General features: G+C 54.5%; 18 protein-coding genes and 1 pseudogene. 11 read left to right on the top strand and 8 right to left on the bottom strand.

The window, feature by feature from the left end:
- Position 1 precedes the first annotated feature (1 nt).
- The 7 genes from ACFQUU_RS17620 (at position 2) to ACFQUU_RS17590 (ending at position 6,372) form a co-directional block, all read left to right on the top strand.
- Positions 2–1,375: an amidase gene (locus ACFQUU_RS17620; protein ID WP_382249411.1), complete on the top strand. Its 1,374-nt coding sequence runs from the start codon at positions 2–4 to the stop codon at positions 1,373–1,375.
- Positions 1,376–1,423: 48 nt separating this feature from the next.
- Positions 1,424–2,653: an IscS subfamily cysteine desulfurase gene (locus ACFQUU_RS17615; protein ID WP_382249340.1), complete on the top strand. Its 1,230-nt coding sequence runs from the start codon at positions 1,424–1,426 to the stop codon at positions 2,651–2,653.
- Between the two features lie 17 nt (positions 2,654–2,670).
- Positions 2,671–2,877, top strand: coding sequence for a hypothetical protein (locus ACFQUU_RS17610; RefSeq protein WP_382249338.1), 207 nt, complete (start codon positions 2,671–2,673; stop codon positions 2,875–2,877).
- 69 nt (positions 2,878–2,946) lie between these two features.
- Complete coding sequence (locus ACFQUU_RS17605; RefSeq protein ID WP_382249337.1) at positions 2,947–3,720, top strand: ABC transporter ATP-binding protein; 774 nt, start codon at positions 2,947–2,949, stop codon at positions 3,718–3,720.
- On the top strand, positions 3,717–4,487 hold the full coding sequence (locus ACFQUU_RS17600) for an ABC transporter ATP-binding protein (protein WP_382249336.1): 771 nt from the start codon (positions 3,717–3,719) through the stop codon (positions 4,485–4,487). Before ACFQUU_RS17605 ends, ACFQUU_RS17600 begins: the two co-directional genes overlap by 4 nt.
- Before the next feature lie 11 nt (positions 4,488–4,498).
- On the top strand, positions 4,499–5,386 hold the full coding sequence (locus tag ACFQUU_RS17595; protein ID WP_382249409.1) for a branched-chain amino acid ABC transporter permease: 888 nt from the start codon (positions 4,499–4,501) through the stop codon (positions 5,384–5,386).
- A 29-nt stretch (positions 5,387–5,415) separates the two neighbouring features.
- Positions 5,416–6,372: a branched-chain amino acid ABC transporter permease gene (locus tag ACFQUU_RS17590; protein ID WP_382249407.1), complete on the top strand. Its 957-nt coding sequence runs from the start codon at positions 5,416–5,418 to the stop codon at positions 6,370–6,372.
- An 11-nt stretch (positions 6,373–6,383) separates the two neighbouring features.
- On the opposite strand, the gene ACFQUU_RS17585 is transcribed toward ACFQUU_RS17590, so the two are convergent.
- Positions 6,384–6,521: a hypothetical protein gene (locus ACFQUU_RS17585; RefSeq protein WP_382249334.1), complete on the bottom strand. Its 138-nt coding sequence runs from the start codon at positions 6,519–6,521 to the stop codon at positions 6,384–6,386.
- 220 nt (positions 6,522–6,741) lie between these two features.
- Positions 6,742–8,232, bottom strand: coding sequence for a putative bifunctional diguanylate cyclase/phosphodiesterase (locus ACFQUU_RS17580; protein ID WP_382249333.1), 1,491 nt, complete (start codon positions 8,230–8,232; stop codon positions 6,742–6,744).
- Positions 8,233–8,818: 586 nt separating this feature from the next.
- Between ACFQUU_RS17580 and ACFQUU_RS17575 the strand changes: the two genes are divergently transcribed.
- Together ACFQUU_RS17575 and ACFQUU_RS17570 are read left to right on the top strand one after the other, a co-directional pair.
- Entirely contained in the window at positions 8,819–10,600 is a 1,782-nt protein-coding gene (locus tag ACFQUU_RS17575) for a DUF2235 domain-containing protein (protein WP_382249331.1), read from the top strand.
- On the top strand, positions 10,600–11,574 hold the full coding sequence (locus ACFQUU_RS17570) for a hypothetical protein (RefSeq protein ID WP_382249330.1): 975 nt from the start codon (positions 10,600–10,602) through the stop codon (positions 11,572–11,574). The genes ACFQUU_RS17575 and ACFQUU_RS17570 overlap by 1 nt, the downstream gene beginning before the upstream one ends.
- A gap of 185 nt (positions 11,575–11,759) precedes the next feature.
- Here ACFQUU_RS17570 and ACFQUU_RS17565 read toward each other — a convergent pair whose 3' ends face one another.
- The 6 genes from ACFQUU_RS17565 to ACFQUU_RS17540 all read right to left on the bottom strand — a co-directional run bounded on the left by ACFQUU_RS17565 (position 11,760) and on the right by ACFQUU_RS17540 (position 17,158).
- Positions 11,760–12,503, bottom strand: coding sequence for a TetR/AcrR family transcriptional regulator (locus ACFQUU_RS17565; protein ID WP_382249328.1), 744 nt, complete (start codon positions 12,501–12,503; stop codon positions 11,760–11,762).
- Positions 12,504–12,701: 198 nt separating this feature from the next.
- Complete coding sequence (locus tag ACFQUU_RS17560) at positions 12,702–12,983, bottom strand: DUF2164 domain-containing protein (protein ID WP_382249326.1); 282 nt, start codon at positions 12,981–12,983, stop codon at positions 12,702–12,704.
- Entirely contained in the window at positions 12,983–14,017 is a 1,035-nt protein-coding gene (gene dmpG, locus ACFQUU_RS17555) for a 4-hydroxy-2-oxovalerate aldolase (protein ID WP_382249325.1), read from the bottom strand. Before dmpG ends, ACFQUU_RS17560 begins: the two co-directional genes overlap by 1 nt.
- A 28-nt stretch (positions 14,018–14,045) precedes the next feature.
- Complete coding sequence (locus ACFQUU_RS17550) at positions 14,046–14,927, bottom strand: acetaldehyde dehydrogenase (acetylating) (protein WP_382249323.1); 882 nt, start codon at positions 14,925–14,927, stop codon at positions 14,046–14,048.
- Between the two features lie 21 nt (positions 14,928–14,948).
- Entirely contained in the window at positions 14,949–15,731 is a 783-nt protein-coding gene (gene dmpE / locus ACFQUU_RS17545; RefSeq protein WP_382249406.1) for a 2-oxopent-4-enoate hydratase, read from the bottom strand.
- Between the two features lie 47 nt (positions 15,732–15,778).
- Positions 15,779–17,158 (bottom strand): DUF1329 domain-containing protein, encoded by a 1,380-nt coding sequence (locus tag ACFQUU_RS17540; RefSeq protein WP_382249321.1) that lies wholly within the window; start codon positions 17,156–17,158, stop codon positions 15,779–15,781.
- 390 nt (positions 17,159–17,548) lie between these two features.
- On the opposite strand from ACFQUU_RS17540, the pseudogene ACFQUU_RS17535 reads away from it, so the two are divergent.
- Together ACFQUU_RS17535 and ACFQUU_RS17530 are read left to right on the top strand one after the other, a co-directional pair.
- A pseudogene (locus tag ACFQUU_RS17535) lies at positions 17,549–17,671 on the top strand (sulfate adenylyltransferase small subunit); the annotation flags it as partial.
- A complete protein-coding gene (locus ACFQUU_RS17530; RefSeq protein ID WP_382249320.1) occupies positions 17,657–18,619 on the top strand; it encodes an acetyltransferase in 963 nt (320 codons plus the stop codon). The pseudogene ACFQUU_RS17535 and the gene ACFQUU_RS17530, both read left to right, overlap by 15 nt.
- Positions 18,620–18,824 lie beyond the last annotated feature (205 nt).

Raw genomic sequence — 18,824 nt, 5'->3', positions numbered from 1 at the left:
GATGTCCATGCGCACGCTTGCATCAAGGATACGCTCGCTCGCGCAGCGCGAGCAATCCAGTGTCAATATGACCGCGGAGGCGCTGGCTGCCGCTACCGATCCTGCTGGCGAAGGTAGGCGTACCTTTAATCGGGTCTATGAGGAGCAAGCGCTCGCAACGGCTGAACAGGTCGACCAGCGGCGTGCAAATGGCGAGTCCCTCGGCCCGCTGGCAGGCATTCCGGTCTCTATCAAGGACCTGTTCGACGTCAAGGGTGAAACAACCCTGGCCGGCTCCATTGTCTTGTCTGCCGCAAGTCCCGCCGAAAAAGATGCCGCCGTCGTGGCGCGCCTGCGTTCGTCCGGCGCTGTCATTGTCGGCCGCACCAACATGACCGAGTTTGCGTACTCCGGTCTCGGTATCAATCCGCACTACGGTACGCCGCGCAATCCTTGGGACCGTCATGTCGGCCGGATACCGGGTGGCTCGTCGTCAGGATCGGCAATCTCGGTAACAGATGGAATGGCCGCCGTGGCCATCGGCACTGACACAGGCGGTTCGGTACGCATTCCGGCCGCGCTCTGCGGCCTGACCGGTTTCAAACCGACCATGCGCAGACTTTCGACAGCGGGTGTATTGCCCTTGTCGCCGGCCCTTGATTCCGTTGGTGTGATCGCACCGACCGTGCAGTGCTGCGCCACCGTCGACAGTGTTCTGACAAGCTCGTCTGCGCTTCCCTTGCCCGCCGTCGACTTGCACACCTTGCGTATTGGCGTACTTCAAGGATACGTCCTCGATGGCCTGGATTCCCATGTGGCCGGTCGCTTTTCGGACGCTATCAATGTCCTTGAGAAAGCAGGCGCCACGGTTTTCGATGTCGACTTTGCCGAGTTGTCACAGATTCCCGAAGTCAATGCCCAAGGCGGGTTCGCGGCGGTGCAATCGTACGCCTGGCACCAGCATCTTCTGGAACGCCTTGCCGGTAAATACGATCCTCGCGTGCTGTCCCGCATTTTGCGTGGACAGGCGATCACTGAACAAGCGCATGAGGAGCTGATTGCTGCACGACGACGCATCGTCATGGCGGCAAACCAGAAGTTTATCGGCACCGACGTATGGATTCTGCCAACCGTGCCCCTGATCGCTCCACCGATTGCCGACCTCGTCAACGACGATAACGCCTATTACGCGGCGAATGCCACCATGTTGCGCAACCCGAGCGTCTTCAATTTCCTGGATGGGTGCGCGCTATCGGTACCGTGCCATCTGCCCGGCGAGGCACCGGTGGGGCTGATGGTGGCAGCACCCGGCGGAACAGACGAACATCTGCTCCGCGTCGGCGCAGCGATAGAAAGAGCGCTTGCGCGTGCAGGACGAGCGATCGTACCCGGCTAGCATCAAGCGCTCATATCTCTGTGCACATTTATTGAATCAGCCATTGCCATGAACACATCGTTGAACACCAAGACCTTACCGGTCTATCTTGACTATTCGGCTACCACGCCGGTTGACCAGCGCGTTGTCAGCAAAATGCTGCCATATTTGACTAACCAGTTCGGCAATCCGGCTAGCCGTTCGCATGTTTATGGCTGGATCGCTGAAGAAGCCGTAGAAGAAGCAAGATCCCATGTCGCCCATCTCCTCGGTGCCGATCCCAGGGAAATTATCTGGACGTCTGGCGCCACTGAAGGAAACAACCTGGCAATCAAGGGCGCGGCGCATTTTAATGCGTCCAAAGGCAAGCACATTATTACGGTTCGCACCGAACACAAGGCGGTACTGGACACGGTGCGTGAACTGGAGCGCCAGGGTTTTACCGCGACTTATCTCGATCCGGAACCCGACGGCTTGCTGGATCTGGACAAGCTGAAGGCGGCAATCCGGCCCGACACGATCCTGATTTCGGTCATGATGGTCAATAACGAAACCGGCGTCATCCAGGATGTCGCGGCCATCGGAAAGCTATGCCGTGCACACGGAATCACGTATCACTGCGACGCTGTTCAAGCTGCAGGAAAGATCGATATCGACCTCGGCAAGCTCGAGATCGACCTGTTGACCGTTACCGCGCACAAACTGTATGGCCCTAAGGGAGTTGGCGCCCTGTTCGTCAGGCGCAAGCCGCGTACCCGCATCGAAGCCCAGATCCATGGTGGAGGCCATGAGCGCGGCATGCGTTCCGGCACCCTGGCTGTGCACCAGATCGTCGGCATGGGCGAAGCGTTTCGTATCGCACGTGAGGAAATGGCCACCGAGATGCCGCGTATCGGACGGATGAAGCAAGCCTTGAAGAATGGCATCCTGGGGCTTGAACATGTCTATCTGAATGGTTCCGAGGATCATTGTGTACCTAACATCCTGAACGTCAGTTTCATGTTCGTCGAAGGCGAGTCTCTCATCATGTCGATGCGCGAGGTTGCCGTATCGTCAGGTTCGGCGTGTACGTCTGCAAGTCTGGAGCCATCCTATGTGCTTAGGGCGTTGGGGCGTTCCGATGAGCTTGCTCACAGTTCGATCCGCTTCAGCCTGGGACGGTATACGACCGACGCTGAGATAGCGCGCGCAGTAGAGGCAGTCCGGCGAGGTGTACTCAAGCTGCGCGAAATGTCGCCGCTATGGGAAATGCACAATGCCGGCATCGACCTGTCGACCGTGCAGTGGTCCGCACACTAATCAACAGAAGCAAAGCTATGGCATTCATCGTCGAAAGGAGCGTGGCGCTATGGCGATGTTTTTTGGGGCGCACACCTGTCCCAGCCGAGCCATTGCCCCATGACTTTGATGGCGCAACGGGAACGGCAATTTCAGACGGTACGGAGGAGCGTGTGCACCGGATGGCGCCCTTCCCATCAGGCAAACCCGAAGACCACGAATCGCCGCCGATTTTCTTTTTATAACGACTACCGCCCATCCTAGACAGGGAGAGAGAGGCGGAAGCATTTTCTTCCAGGTGGAGACATCCAGCAATGCAAACTTACATCCTCGAGGCCTTAGGCCTGACGAAGGATTTCAACGGCTTTCGTGCGGTCGATCAGGTCGACATCCGCGTGAAGGCCGGTGATATCCATGCCCTTATCGGTCCCAACGGGGCGGGCAAGTCAACCTGCTTCAATTTGCTGACAAAATTCTTAAAGCCCACCTCAGGGCAAATACTGTTTAATGGCCGCGATATAACCGCGGAGAGTCCCGCGAGCATCGCGCGCATGGGAATCATCCGCTCGTTTCAGATCTCCGCGGTTTTTCCGCATTTGAGTGTCCGAGAAAATGTTCGCGTCGGGCTGCAGCGACGGCTAGGCACCTCGTTTCATTTCTGGAAGAGCGGTACGCATCTGAACCAGCTTAACGAGCGTGCCCATGCCCTGCTGGACGATGTAGGTCTGGCTTCCTTTACCGATACATTGGCTGGTGAATTGCCGTACGGCCGCAAGCGGGCGCTGGAGATTGCCGTGACATTGGCCATGGACCCGCAAGTCATGTTGCTGGACGAACCAACGCAAGGCATGGGTCATGAAGACATTCACCGGGTCGCTGCCCTGATCAAGCGCGTGTCGAACGGACGCACGGTATTGATGGTTGAGCACAACATGAGTGTCGTGTCGGGAATCTGTGACCGGATCTCGGTACTGCAGCGAGGTAGCCTGCTGGCAGAAGGGACCTACCGTGAAATTTCTGAAAATCCGAAAGTCATGGAAGCCTACATGGGAACGGCGTCTGCACAGCTGTGCCAGGAGGCGGCATGAACACGATTAATCGAAGAGAGGTCTCCCCGGATCCGTCAGCTTCTGCAAATCCGGCCCGGCAGCCATTTGCCCTTGAAATTGCAGGACTGAATGCCTGGTATGGAGAATCGCATGTATTGCATGACGTGAATCTTCAGGTGAAGCAAGGGGAGGTTGTCAGTCTGTTGGGCCGGAATGGCGCCGGACGCACAACCACGCTCCGAGCGATCATGGGTTTGACCGGCCAGCGTACCGGTTCCATCAACGTCAATGGAGTCGACGTCATGTCGCTGCCGACCCACAGGATTGCGCATCAGGGTATCGGTTATTGTCCAGAAGAGCGTGGCATCTTTGCGTCCCTCTCGACCGAAGAAAACCTCCGCTTGCCTCCGAAACTCTCCACCGGGCATGCGGGCATGTCGATTGAAGCCATCTACGAAATGTTCCCCAATTTACTGGAGCGCCGGCACAGCCAGGGCACGCGCCTGTCCGGCGGCGAACAACAGATGCTTGCCATTGCCCGGATACTGCGCACCGGCGCCAGATTGTTGCTGCTCGACGAAATTTCTGAAGGCCTCGCTCCGGTGATCGTGCAGGCGCTTGCCAGGATGATCCTGTCCCTTAAGGCAATGGGATACACGATCGTTATGGTGGAACAGAACTTCCGGTTTGCCGCCCCGTTAGCGGATCGTTTCTATGTGATGGAACACGGTCAGATTGTTGAATCATTTGCCGCTCACGAGCTTGATGCCAAGACAACCGCTCTGGCCGAACTGTTGGGTGTCTAGGAGAACTCATGATGGAAATCTTTGGTATTCCCCTGCCTGCATTGACCGGTCAATTGCTTCTTGGTCTGGTCAATGGCTGTTTTTATGCCATGCTTTCGCTTGGTCTGGCTGTGATATTTGGTCTGCTTAACGTGATCAACTTTTCACATGGTGCTTTTTACATGCTGGGCGCACTCCTGGCATGGGTCGGTCTGAACAATTTCGGTATCGATTATTGGGCCATGCTGGTATGCGCGCCGATCTTGGTTGGCTTGCTCGGCATGGTTTTTGAAAGAACAATGCTGCGGCGCCTTTATAAGCTGGACCATCTGTACGGCTTGCTATTGACGTTCGGAATTACGCTGGTCCTCGAAGGCTTGCTGCGCTCGGTATATGGCGTATCGGGACAGCCGTACTCCGTGCCTACCGCGCTGCAGGGGGTAACCGACCTGGGCGTCATGCTGATCCCAACCTACCGGCTTTGGGTGGTGTTCGCGTCGTTAGGTGTCTGCGCCATCACGTGGCTCCTGATCGAGAAAACCAAAGTGGGCGCTTTCCTCCGCGCTGGCACGGAAAACCCACGATTAGTCGAAGCTTTTGGGGTCAATGTCCCGCTGATGGTGACGCTGACCTACGGGTTTGGCGTCGCGATGGCCGCGCTGGCTGGTGTGCTGGCCGCTCCAATTGTCCAAGTGTCGCCCTTGATGGGCTCAAACCTGATCATTGTCGTCTTCGCCGTTGTTGTTATCGGCGGCATGGGTTCCATTGCGGGTGCCGTCATTACCGGACTTGGACTTGGCGTCATTGAAGGTTTGACGCGGGTGTTCTACCCGGAATTTTCGTCGACCGTCGTCTTCATCGTGATGGCGATTGTCCTGATGGTACGTCCGAACGGATTGTTCGGTAAGGAAATGGCATAAGGGGCCCTATTGTGAGAACAAAACTGCTGATGTTGATCGGGTGTCTGGCACTCGTTGCCCTGCCCTATTTCATTTATCCCGTCTTCCTGATGAAGATCTTATGTTTCGCCTTGTTTGCGTGTTCGTTCAATCTCCTGATTGGATATACGGGCCTGCTTTCCTTCGGCCATGCTGCATTCTTTGGGGCCGCAGGATACATTTCAGGTTATCTGCTGCGTGACGTTGGTCTGACGTTCGAGGTTGCCGTACTGATTGGTACGCTAGGCGCAGGAGTCATTGGCTTCATCATGGGTGGTCTCGCCATTCGCCGGCGTGGCATCTATTTCACGATGATTACATTGGCTCTGGCGCAGATGGTGTATTTCGTATTTCTGCAGGCACCTTTCACGGGAGGCGAAGACGGTTTTCAGAACATACCACGGTCAGCACTACTGGGACTGCTCAATTTGTCTGGGGACATCACCATGTACTACGTCGTGGTCGGCATCGTTATGCTGTCTCTCGCGCTCATTCACCGCATCATCTCGTCGCCCTATGGCAATGTACTTGCTGCAATTCGCGAGAACGAAGCCAGAGCAATTTCCCTGGGCTATGACATCAACAATTACAAGTTGCTGGTATTTGTACTGTCGGCGATGCTGGCAGGCCTGGCAGGCGCGACCAAGGCGGCCGTACTGGGGTTCGAGACATTAGCTGACATCCATTGGTCGACGTCGGGTCTGGTCATCTTGATGACCCTGATCGGTGGCAAAGGGACCTTTACCGGTCCTCTCGTCGGTGCCTTCGTGATCATCCTTTTGGAAAACAAGCTTGGCGAGGCAGGTACTTTCCTTGCACACCTGACTGGCATTGAAGGGTTCCAAGCAATCGGTGAATCCATCACTACCATCATCGGTCTGATCTTTATCGTGTGCGTACTGGCGTTTCGCAAAGGGATCATCGGCGAATTGATTGACAAGCTCGCGCAGCGCAAAGCTGTCCCTTGAATACGCAATAATTATGTTTTTAAGGGCAAATAATGTTTGGGCATTTCGTCGCATTGTTTGCATGATTCATCGCTCAGGCAGTGGCGTTCCTGCACTGCCTGCTTCAGGATGGCGATAATCTGGCTTTCCGACAAACGCGGATTCATCATGTAGAACTTCCTTTTTTACGTAGGAAGTACTACATTCAGATCCGCTTTCTTTTCGGGTGCAGATCAAGGAATTACAGGAAGCGTATGGGGAAGCAATATTTGACCAGATTCTGACTGGTCAATACATCGGCATGCCACGACGAACCCGGATAAATCACGGGTTTCCATAAGCACTCTCACAATGAGCCGTCGATCCCGAACAAGTAAGGCAGCCCTCTTCCTACCATTTTTCTTCTGCTAAAAGACGGATCACCTCTTGTTCGGGAAGTGCCTTGGAGCGGAAGAAACCTTGGAATTCGTCACACCCTTCGTTACGCAGATAAATAAGCTGTTCCTGCGTTTCAACCCCTTCCGCCACCACTTTTAAGCCTAGAGCATGGCCCATGACGATAATGGCGCGTGTGATCGCCACGTCGTCTGAATCTTCGGGAATTCCCTTCATAAACGAGTAATCTATTTTTATACAATCGATTGGCAACCTTTTTAAATAAGACAGAGACGAGTACCCGGTCCCGAAGTCATCGACGGATAACGAAATTCCCATGTCTTTTAATTGACTCATTATGTTTTTCGCCCTTACCGGATCGTCAAGCAGTGCGCTTTCGGTTAATTCGAGTTCCAATTGGTCAGCCGAAAAAACGGCGTTCTTTAGCATTCGTTCGATATCGATTTTTAAATTGGGACTATTGAATTGACGTGCACTCACATTGACTGATAGATGAATCCCCGGCCTAACGTCACTGTGCAATCGATTTAAAAAACAGATTGCATGCTCGAGTACCCAGATTCCGAGAGGCAGTACCGCATTGGTTTCTTCACATAAGGTAATAAACTGGCTTGGTCCAATAAGACCGTAAGCAGGATGATTCCATCGAATTAAAGCTTCTAGCCCGATGACGACGCCTGTCCTTACATCAGTTCGTGGTTGGTAGTACATGACCAGTTCGTTATTCCTCACCGCCTGCTGCAACGCCCGCTGCATATCTAGTCTCTCATCGCTTCGACTCTTATGAAATTCGCCGCGCAAAGCGAGGTATCCAAGCGTATCGCTCAGTCGACGACCTATCATCAGCATGAAACCGACCGTCAGAGCCACAATCGACAATGATTGCGTCGCAAAGTACGCTGTCTGGGATAACGACGCCGTTTCAAGAAAGTGCGTTTTCTCTTCGCCAAGGACCGTGGTGCCAAAACGCGCCAGGGATACGGCTCCCAACAGAGCAAATACCATCATCATGAAATTTTCCGCAACGCCTTTGTATTTCATTTTTAAGATGGCGTTTGCACATGCAGAGCACAGGACAACGATCGTGGCCATTGCCACGAGTACGCGTGCAATGTAAAAATTGTCGACAAAACTGAACCACGCCAACAGGAGTGTCGGAATCAGAACGACATACCAAAGGTGTCGAATTTTTGGAGCACGGCCTGCAAACTGAAGCAAACTTACGTACATCATCCAAAAGGCGAGAAAGAAAGCTGCGTTTGCAAGAAGCTGGGTAACATCAGTAAAAAAACCAGCGGGAAATATCCCTCTTGTGATGAACAGGGTTCCCGCTACGGTCATAAAGCCGCAAGCCCAGCCCCACTCGGAAACCCCAGCTATGGATTGGGGGAGGTTGCGCCGCATCACAATAACAAGGATAACGAAGCACAAGAGGCTCAGCAATGCAGTAATAAAAAAGAAGAAACGCGGATCAACGCCTTGCATAACGGCCTCGCTTTAGTGCCGGCTGTGTCAGTGCTCATTAGCAACGATAGCTAAACTTTTAGGCGCGCTGCTTGCACAGTATGGATATCAAATTATCCGTACTTTGCGCTTCAGATCAAGAACAACATATGGCAAACACTATGGGTAATGGTGTCTGTGCCAGGGTATCGACGTATGTCAATGTAGTTGTCACGCGTCTCGAGCTGCTTGCTTTATACATACGGCGTAATGACGCTTCGGGTTGAGCTCGACCTGCTCCCATGTATATTAGTGACGCGTTAGGTTGGAGCTTGTCTACTTAAGGGCAGTCATGAAACAACGTTTTACTGATGAGCAAATAATTGGTGTATTGCAACAGGCCGAGACCGGCACGAGGTAGCCAGCTTCCGTGCCGCTGAAACCCGGTAATGACTTCTACTTTGCGCTTTCTTATCGAAGGGATAGGCATATCCCTTAGCAGTATTTCCAATCAATGTTTTAGGGAGTACCACGGGTCCTGGATCTTAGGTGGCTACTTCATAAGCAGACTATCGCTCTCTTATTGAGATAGACCAAGAAGCGACCTGTCAAAAGTGCAAAAGTAGACATGGACTTCCACCGCGGGGATGCCATGGATAGCGAGCATCGGTCAGCCAGGGGCAGACAGCTCATTGTGTGCTGCGATGGTACGAGTAACACACTCACCGGGCGCCAGCACGATACGAATGTGTTGAAGACTGTCGAATTGCTCGACCCCGATCGGAATAGTCAAAAGCTCTACTACGATCCCGGTGTAGGCGCCGCCGACCAGATGCCTACAACGACTAACTGGGATGCATTTACCCGGCACCTCAACCGAATTCAGGGTTTGGTGTCCGGAAAGGGAATTTACGAAAATATTGCAGGAGCGTACCAATTTATCGTCGAGAACTTCACGGACGGCGACCAGCTGTACTTATTCGGCTTTTCGAGGGGGGCATTTACGGTCCGAAGCGTCAGCGGCTTGATCAACCTCTTTGGCATTATTCGACCTGAACATATATCGCTGATCCCAACTATGATCAACGTGTATTTCAGTTATCGTGAACCGATCCCCGGGATCTTCGATAAGCGCAAGGAAGTTGCCAACCAGATTCGAGACCGGTTCACGAATCTCCAGGGAAGGTATGCAAAAATTCACTTCATAGGTGTCTGGGACACTGTTGAGTCCGTTGGTTTTCCGTTGCTACAAACGACCATTACCAGTGATGGCATGGCGAAGACGAAACCGCAGCTTACGCATATCAGGCATGCTCTGGCGCTCGATGAGCACCGTTTCGCATTTCGACCACGTTTATATTGGGATGATAACTACGACGAAAATGGCCGGTCGCTGAAGCAATTCTGGTTCCGTGGCGCGCACTGCGACCTTGGTGGAGGCTACGAGCAGGATGATGAATGTCGTCTCTCGGATGATGCGTTTTGGTGGATGATGCAAGAGGCGGAGCAAGCGGGATTACGATTCAACGCCCCCGTGCCGCGGCAGCCATGGCCCGTGACAGAAGACACAAGATGCCTCCTGGTGCATAACGAATGCAGGTCAAATCCATGGTGGGCGGTGACAGGCATGATGATTCGGAATCTCCGCCCACCCAAGGATGCCTTCTGGGAGCGCGGCGTCAACGTAGGGAAACGAAGCGCTGAATCCGAGCTTCACAAGCCGCGGAGAGCCGACGTAGCAAGTAACCAAAAACACGTCGCTTTAAAGAGGCCAGGGGCACGTCAGTGGGAAGGATTGCTGGTTGCGTGCTCGGTCGCCGTTCTGATGTATCTCGTCGTGTGCTGGTTATCCGAATCTGCTTTTACCGGTACGTGGAGAAATCTGTCATCCGGATTGCTGACCACCGATCTGGCGGCTTTAGCGGAGGCCGGACGTATGTTCGCCGCATGGCAGTGGCGCGCGCATGTCACCGCGCCTGCCCTGCCCGACGGGTTTAGCGTCTACTACGCAATGTGGGCAGTGATTTGGGATTTTGCATTCATCGCTGCGTATTCATACGTACTCGGTTTTTTTGCTGCTTGGGCATTCTCGCGTTTGGCCGGGCTGCACGATGTATCAAAACGGGGACCACGTTATCTGCGCGTTGCCGGATGGGTGCCATGCGTGGCCGTATTTGCAGATATCGTGGAAAACTGCACGACATTGACTATGCTGGCGTTCGCCGCAATCGACTGGACACTGTTCGTACAGCTGACTGCAACGTTCGTATCGGCCGCAAGCACCCTTAAGTTCACGATGCTTGCCGCGAGTATCGGGATGATTACCGCTGGCCTATTGCCGTTGAAAGCCGACAGGACGCGAGCCATCGATATGCCGCCGCCAGACGCCGTTCTACCAGGGAGAAGCTGATGTTCAGACTCACAGTATTCCAACCCGACCAGATTCTCAACCCCGGCAATAGCGGAGGTCCGGACCTCCAGCCGTTTCGCCGAAGGTATCTTGCGCAAGGCGATTCGTGGTTTTCGATTGGTGCAATCCCTCCTTTCCAGACCAGTAATCTGCTGTTTGAGATGAGGCTGCAAGACCGCGCGTATGCAGTAAATTGCGCAAACCCCGGAGACCACCTGCAGCACATGCTTGACGGGAGACTCGATCCACAGTTTCGTAGGCTGATGTCTCCAAGGTTCGCACCTGGACGGTGGGACGCCATTTTGCTTTCGGCAGGCGGTAATGATCTGATTGATGCCGCGGGAGTGCTGCCATTCTATCTGGGCGGATCCCCAGTAGAGCCCGAATCCAGACTCCTTCTGAGAAAAGAAGAGTGGAATGGGGTCGGAATAGAGAGATATGTGAGTGCGTCTGGACTAGAGCGATTCCGCTCACATCTTGTCGCACAGTTCAAGGAATTAGTCGCCTTACGCGATGCCGACCCGTTCAGTCACGGAATACCTGTTTTCGCGCACTGCTACGACTACATCATGCCTCGTAACGCGCCTGTGCCTTTCTTTAGTGGCAAGAAAACATGGCTTTATCCGGCGGTTCGCGCCTACCAGATACCAGAGCCGGATTGGTTTGCACTCTCGAAATATCTACTTGATGAACTCAAGAGCCTCTTGCTTATGCTGAATCTACCGAACCTCCATATCATCGATACGACTGGTACATTAGTGCCGGCCCCCTCGGGGGTGGAGGTGGCAACGCTTGACTGGGAAAATGAGATTCATCCCACACAAACCGGTTACCAGAAACTGGCGCGTAAATTCGTGCATGTGATTGATCGCTATTTTGCCGACGCTGATCTACGCGGCGTTGGCCATGATGTACTCGGAGGCACGCCTTTCGGAGCACCAAAATCGATTTCCGGGATGGGCTCCCCGCTCTGAGCATGGCGGTTGAGTAAGCGACATCTCAAGGCCTTCGCAGCGACATACGATGCGTCGAATGTCACGAAGGGCATCACCATGGCTTAGTATCGAGCAAAGAAACCGTCCGCATCCTAATGTTCAAAGCTGGCATATGTTTCGGCGCAAACTGGGAAGGTAAGAATGGACCACGCAGGCTAATTGCTTCATGCCCACGTGCGGGGGAGCGAGCCGGGAATTAACGGTGAAACTGCCGTTGGCGATGCACGCCTGATCTCGCATTTCTGTTCTATTGCGTCTTTTAGCTTCTCACTGAAACGATCCGCATTAGGCACTCCTGCATTGAACAATAAACGATTAAACGCATTCACCGACCGCTGTGCACTTCCGGCACGCCGTAATACGCGCATGTCGTGATGCATCCCAAGTATCAACCCATACACCTCATAGATGAATTGAGCCGCATCCGTATCCGCAGAAAGGTGTCCCAAGTGAATAGCCATATCGACACATTGTCTTAGTGCTGCTTGCCAGTCAGCAATCATGGCGACCAGAGCATCCCGCAGCGGCCCTGTACGGTTTTCATACTCTACAGCGCCGCTGATATAGATGCTTCCCGACTCAAAGCCGCTGACTTCAAATTGTACCCAGTGCTGGAACATGCTTATCAGCCTTGGCAAACCGGGTTCCGCCTCTGCGGCAGGGAACAATACGGCCTGCTCGAAGCGTTCTCTGTACAAGCGCAATACCCCAAGCTGCAATTTTTCACGAGAGCCAAAGCGAGCAAAAACCCCTGTCTTGCTCATCTTCATTTCATCGGCAATCGTGGCAATGGTAAGAGAATCCAGGCTGCTGCGAAGGGCCATCGACAATGCCTGATGCAGAATCAATGTTCGGGTATTCTCGCCTTTTCCTACCATCTTTGTTGCGTAAACCGTACTCGTCGCCAACTACTTATCCTTTTTTCCATTGCAAACCTGGTTCCAGTGTTATACCAATGCTGACCCATCAGGTAACGGATGAAATCGATGTCGATATTGAATGGCAAGACGCAGGAGAAATCCATAGCCTTGCGCGTGACGACGAACGCGATGCCGGCAGGCGGAAAGTGGTGCGACTTCGTGTCAAGTTATGGGTCGGGATTGGTATTACCTCTTGCGCAGACTCCGTTTTCCCGTTCCGGTCCATGGGTGGGAAAATTCCTCGCAATAATAGTTAACTTCCAGATCGCTTATCTTTTCCTGTAAATACGCCTGTGCGTCGCGTATGGCCAGGTTGTATACGCTTGGTGCAATTTCGTCCAGAATGAATTGCAGCAAAAGCGTGGTCTTCAAGTCGCCGATATCCTCGTCGAAATTCGCGCCCCAATACCGCTGGAGCGAGTCGGCCATACGCTCCAGCGTCTCCTTCGGTAGCCGGCTTGCCTGCATCAGGCGGCCTTGCGCTCACGCGCCATTGTCAGTGCCGTGTCTTCAATCATGTCTTCCTGACCGCCGACCATGCCGCGCCTACCGAGCTCGACAAGAATTTCTCTTGCCGACACGCCGTACTTTGCCTCTGCACGCTTGGCGAACAGAAGGAATGAAGAATACACACCGGCATATCCCAACGTCAGTGCGTCACGGTCAATACGGATCGGACTATCCATGATTGGCACTACCAGATCTTCCGCCACATCCGATATGCCAAAGACATCGACACCGGTCACGATGCCCATGCGTTCGCATACTGCGACCAGAACTTCCATTGGCGTGTTACCGGCACCGGCGCCAAGGCCGGCGGCGGCGGCATCAATACGGCGGGCGCCATATTCAATGGCGGTCAGCGAATTGGCTACGCCCATCGCAAGGTTGTGATGCCCATGGAAACCGATCTCGGTTTCCGCCTTCAGCTTCTCGCGCAACAGGCCGATACGCGCACGCACATGCTCCGGAAGCATGTATCCGGCCGAGTCGGTCACATAGATGCAGTTGGCGCCATAGGATTCCATCAGGCGCGCCTGTTCCAGCAGTTTCTCCGGAGAAGACATGTGCGCCATCATCAAAAAGCCGACGGTGTCCAACCCCAGCTTACGTGCTTGACCGATATGCTGTTCAGATACATCAGCTTCAGTGCAGTGCGTTGCGACACGAATAGTCGCCACGCCACAGTCGTGCGCCATATGCAGATGATCGACCGTAGCGATGCCTGGCAGCAGCAAGGCAGAAGCACGCGCACGCTTGAGCAGTGGAATCACGCCCCGCAGGTACTCCTCGTCACTATGCGCAGGGAAACCATAATTGACTGATGCACCGCCCAGTCCGTCGCCATGGGTAACCTCGATCAGCGGCACGCCTGCCTGGTCAAGGCCGGTGGCAATGTCCTGCATCTGCTTCAATGTGATCTGATGCCGTTTCGGATGCATGCCGTCGCGCAGCGACATGTCATGCACAGTAATCGCCGTTCCGCGCAAATCCTTTTCCATTTTCTATGGTCCTTTCCTCAGACGGCGTTCAAGCGGCCTGCAGTTTTTGGGCGAACAGTTCGGCGGTACGGGTTGCCGCCGCTGTCATGATGTCAAGATTGCCGGCGTAAGTAGGCAGATAATCGCCTAGGCCCGCCACTTCGACATAGATCGATACGCGTTTTCCGTCGAACACCGGACCGTTTTTCAGTGTGTAGCCCGGCACATATTGCTGGACCGATTCGATCATCCTGTGCACCGATTCGGTAATAGCGGCCTGATCCGGTTCATCTACTGTCAGGCAATGGATCGTGTCGCGCATAACGATCGGCGGCTCGGCCGGATTGATCACGATGATTGCTTTGCCTTTTTGTGCGCCACCGACACGTTCGATCGCGCCTGCAGTGGTCCGGGTGAATTCATCGATGTTCTTGCGGGTACCCGGCCCAACCGAACGGGACGACACCGTCGCCACAATTTCGCCATACGCGACCGGCTGCACGCGGGATACCGCATGGACCATCGGGATCGTGGCCTGCCCACCGCAGGTCACCATGTTGAGATTCTTGATGCCCTCCACTTTTTCGGGCAGATTGACGCTCGGTACGCAGTAGGGTCCAAGGGCGGCCGGCGTGAGGTCAAGCATCAGAACACCAAGTTCATTCAGCTTGCGCGAGTTCTCCGCATGGACATAGGCGGATGTTGCGTCGAACGCGATACGGATGTCGTCCTTCTTCACATGGGGAAGCAAGCCGTCAATGCCATCCGCCGTGGTAAGCAAACCCATTTCCCTCGCGCGCGCCAAGCCTTCTGACGCAGCATCGATGCCCACCATCCAGGCCGGTTCCAGCCATTCGCTGCGGCGCAGCTTGTACAACAAATCGGTTCCGATATTCCCTGAGCCGATCAATGCGCATTTGATTTTTTTCATTGAGTCTTCGCCCTACCTTATTTATTGAAATGACACGCTGCATGCACCGATACCATCGATACGCACGCGCAGGCTGTCACCTGCGGCAACTGGAATCAGGGATGCCAGGGAGCCGGACAGGATAGGCTCGCCGGCCTTCAAAGTTATGCCGCGCGCACCGAGTTCGTTAGCCAGCCATGCCACGGCATTGGCAGGATGGCCAAGCGCTGCCGCACCTGCGCCTGTTGCCACGACTTCGCCATTTTTCTCGATCACCATGCCGCACGTCTGCAGATCGATGGTTTGCGCATCGACGCGTTCCTTACCCAGCACGAATACTCCGCATGAAGCATTGTCGGCCACCGTATCCTGGATACCGATACTCCAGTTGCGGATACGGGAGTCGACGATCTCGAAACATGCGGCAACTTCCTTGGTCAGATCCATCACCTGCGTGATTGTCACGCCCGGTCCGCGCAGGTCTTCCTTGAGGAAGAATGCGATCTCGCCTTCCGCCCTCGGCTGGATCAACGACGACATGGGAATCGCCGCGCCGTCTTCGTAATGCATGCCCGACAGAAGCACGCCGAAATCAGGTTGGTGTACGTTGAGCATCTGCTGAACTACCTTACTGGTTACACCGATTTTCTTGCCGATGATGCGTTCGCCCTTTTCCAGACGCCGCCCCACCATCCTTTGCTGGATCCGATAGGCGTCGTCGATGGTCAGTCCGGGCAGATCGGCGCTGATCGGCGCGATGACCCGCCGCGACAACCATGCTTCATACAAGGCATCCCCGATGCGGTCGAGCGATTCGTTGTCCATTGCCTTATTCATTTTCTGCTCCCGTTGGTCCATGCGCCGTTTTCAGATTACAGACCATTTTGCCGCGCGGCGTCGGGGGTGAATTGCGAAGGATTCAGTTCGCCGCTGTTAATGCGCGGTGCATTCTTCTGCTCGTTTACGAGGCGATCGGCCATATAGGTACCGGACAGCAGATCGTGATACAGAGCGACGCCGGCGTGATAGCCCGCGAGGTCATACGCGTAATAGAAGTTCATCGTGCCCTGACGCCAGAGCTGGCCACGAGAATCATAGTTGTCGACCATGACGGCATTCCAGCTGTCTTCGTCAATGTAGAACACACGTTTCGCATACTGGTGACGCACGCCCTGCTTGAGATTGGCTTCCAGTACCCAGACACGATGCAGTTCATAACGCATGACATCCGGATTGATATGACCCTTGGTCAGCATGTCTTCATACTTGATCTTCGGATCGTTGATCTTGTAGGCATGGTAGGGAATGTAAATCTCGCGCTTGCTGACGATTTTCCAGTCATAGCGTTCCGGGGAGCCGTTGAACAACCTGTCGTCGTCGACGGTGCGGAATCCGCCGGGGCCTTGTGGCATATCGAAGCCGAAGCTCGGCAATTGGCGTACTCGCCGCGTACCGGGATTGTATTGCCAGGCCTGGCGCGGACGGCTCGCGAATTCCCAATGGTCATAGCCGACGATGATCGTGCCTTTCTCGCGCTCAGGCAACAGCGTCGCCGTGTTGAAGTAAATCGCCGTGCCGTTCCAGTCCTTGCGATTAACCTTTTGATTGTCAACCGCGGACAGCATTTTGTAATCGACCCGTCCCCAGGCAATATTGCCGTCCGGGTATACGACGGCTTGGTCGAATATGGCAACTTCATTCGACGCCTTGGGCGACGACAGCATGTTCCAGACAAGCTCCAGCCCGTTCTTGGGAATCGGGAATCCGGTGCCGCCATAAACGCCCTTGACGCCAGCGCCGCCATCGATCACTTCCGCCTGCAAGGCGTTTTCTTTCACATTGGCAAACACCTTGTCGGAATAGCGGAAATCGCGATGGCTCGGGTACACCGGCATGCGAAACGTTTCGGGATACTTTTTGAACAGGGCCTTTTGCCCTTCGGTCAGACGCTCCGCATGCTGGGCCATGTTTTGCGCGGTGATGACAAATAGCGGCTTTTCGCTGGAATACGGATCGGCATTGTGCGTACCGACACCACGGTGCGTAATACCAGGGGGTGTACCCAGCCACTTGCCGGAATAGGCCGGGAGCGAACCATCCTTGTTGCCCTCCCGCTCTGCACCCATGGGCGTCAAGCTTGTGCCAAGCGCTTTGACCTCGTCCGCACTCAGTTTTGCCCAAGCGGGCGTACCCGCAACCAGCGCCGAAGCAGCCGCTGATGACAATGCCAGTTTGTACAGCAATCGTTTCATTTGCACTTCTCCTCCATATAGTCGGTGCGGACGCTTCATGCTTCATCGCGTGGGATGTCCATTGGAGTCAAAGTATCGATCTACATCCTGAGCCAAACATCGTTTAAACGGACTAGTGGATTGTGGCCTGATCTGCGCGAGGGCACTCACCATGCCTAGCAACTTATTTTCGAACTGTCTTTCGGCCAGTGCCGATATCTGGCTGCACATTGCCGGGAACTTAGTCCAGACGGACGATGAGCGTCTCAGCCAGCTGTGTAGCATCGGGTGAGAATCCAATCCAGTGGTGCATGCGTCTCGTGTTGCACTACTTCGCAATGATGAGACATCGAATATAACTAAAGGAAACACGATGTTGATACACGTGCAGCGGCTGGAGGCAGAGCGAATTCATATCGCGGAGCGCGTCGTGAAGAGGAAAAATCGCGCGCCAAGGAACGGGTATTTTCTCCACGCACCATCCAGCATCGCTGGGATACAAAACTGCAACGTCCCGAGATGAGAAGATTTTATGCTTTCAATGGCGATGCGGATGGCTTATGCGCATTGCAGCAATTGCGCCTCGCCGATCCGCGCGATGCGACTCTTGTGACAGGCGTCAAACGCGATATCAAGCTGTTGCAGCGGATAAGCGCGCATGCCGGCGACGACATTACCGCACTCGACGTCTCCCTCGACCAGAATCGGACCGACCTGCAGCGTCTGCTGGCTGAAGGCGCGTCGGTTCGTTACTTCGACCATCATTATGCCGGCGATCGGCCTGAACATTCCGGTCTCGAACTGCATATCGACGAAAGTGCCGATGTCTGTACCAGCATCCTCGTCGACCGATATCTGGGCGGCCGCTATCGCGCCTGGGCAATTACAGCAGCCTTAGGCGACAATCTTGCCGATGTAGCCCATGACATGGCGCGCGTTGCAGGGATGTCATCCGCGACGATGGTCGTACTGGAAATGCTCGGCACCTGTCTAAACTACAACGCCTACGGGGAATCGATTGCGGATCTGCATATCGATCCAGCGGAGCTTGCACGTCACATGCTGTCCTTTGCGGACCCGGTCGACTTCGCCACCAGCTCGAGGATCTATGCGCGTCTTGCCGCCGGATACCATGCCGACATGGAACAGGCATGCCTCTTTCTACCGGCTCATCAACGCGCTGGAGTGACGGTGATGGTAATGCCGAACGCAGCTTGGGCACGTCGCGCCATGGGTGTGTTGGCCAACCATCGCATCCGGGAACAGCCGGACCACGCACTTGCCATTCTTTCGCCCAAATCAGAAGGCGGCTTTAGCGTCAGCGTTCGCGTACCGGCATCCGCACCGGCAAGCGCTGCGGATTTTTGCCGTGCTTTTGAAACCGGCGGGGGCAGAAAACTCGCCGGAGGAATCAATCATTTGCCCGACGCGGACGTCGAACGCTTTATCGCCAACTTCGACGGCTGCTTTTCACGGCATTGAGTGTGCCGGCTTTTACGTACTGGCTATCTCGCAACGCAGACTTGATGTGGAACTGCATGCGGCAGCCGTCGCACGTAGAAAGAAAATCATCCGGCCCTGATCAAGATCCGTAGTAATTTCATGGCGTAGTACCGGAGTCGCCGGTACTACGCTGTCGAGTGGCAAAGAATCAGGCGCTGGCCCGACGACTCACCCATAACCATTC

This window comes from Herbaspirillum sp. GCM10030257 (genome assembly GCF_042666555.1).
Lineage (GTDB): Bacteria > Pseudomonadota > Gammaproteobacteria > Burkholderiales > Burkholderiaceae_D > Noviherbaspirillum.
The sequence above is the reverse complement of the archived record's forward strand: the minus strand, read 5'-3'. Positions and strand labels throughout refer to the sequence as shown.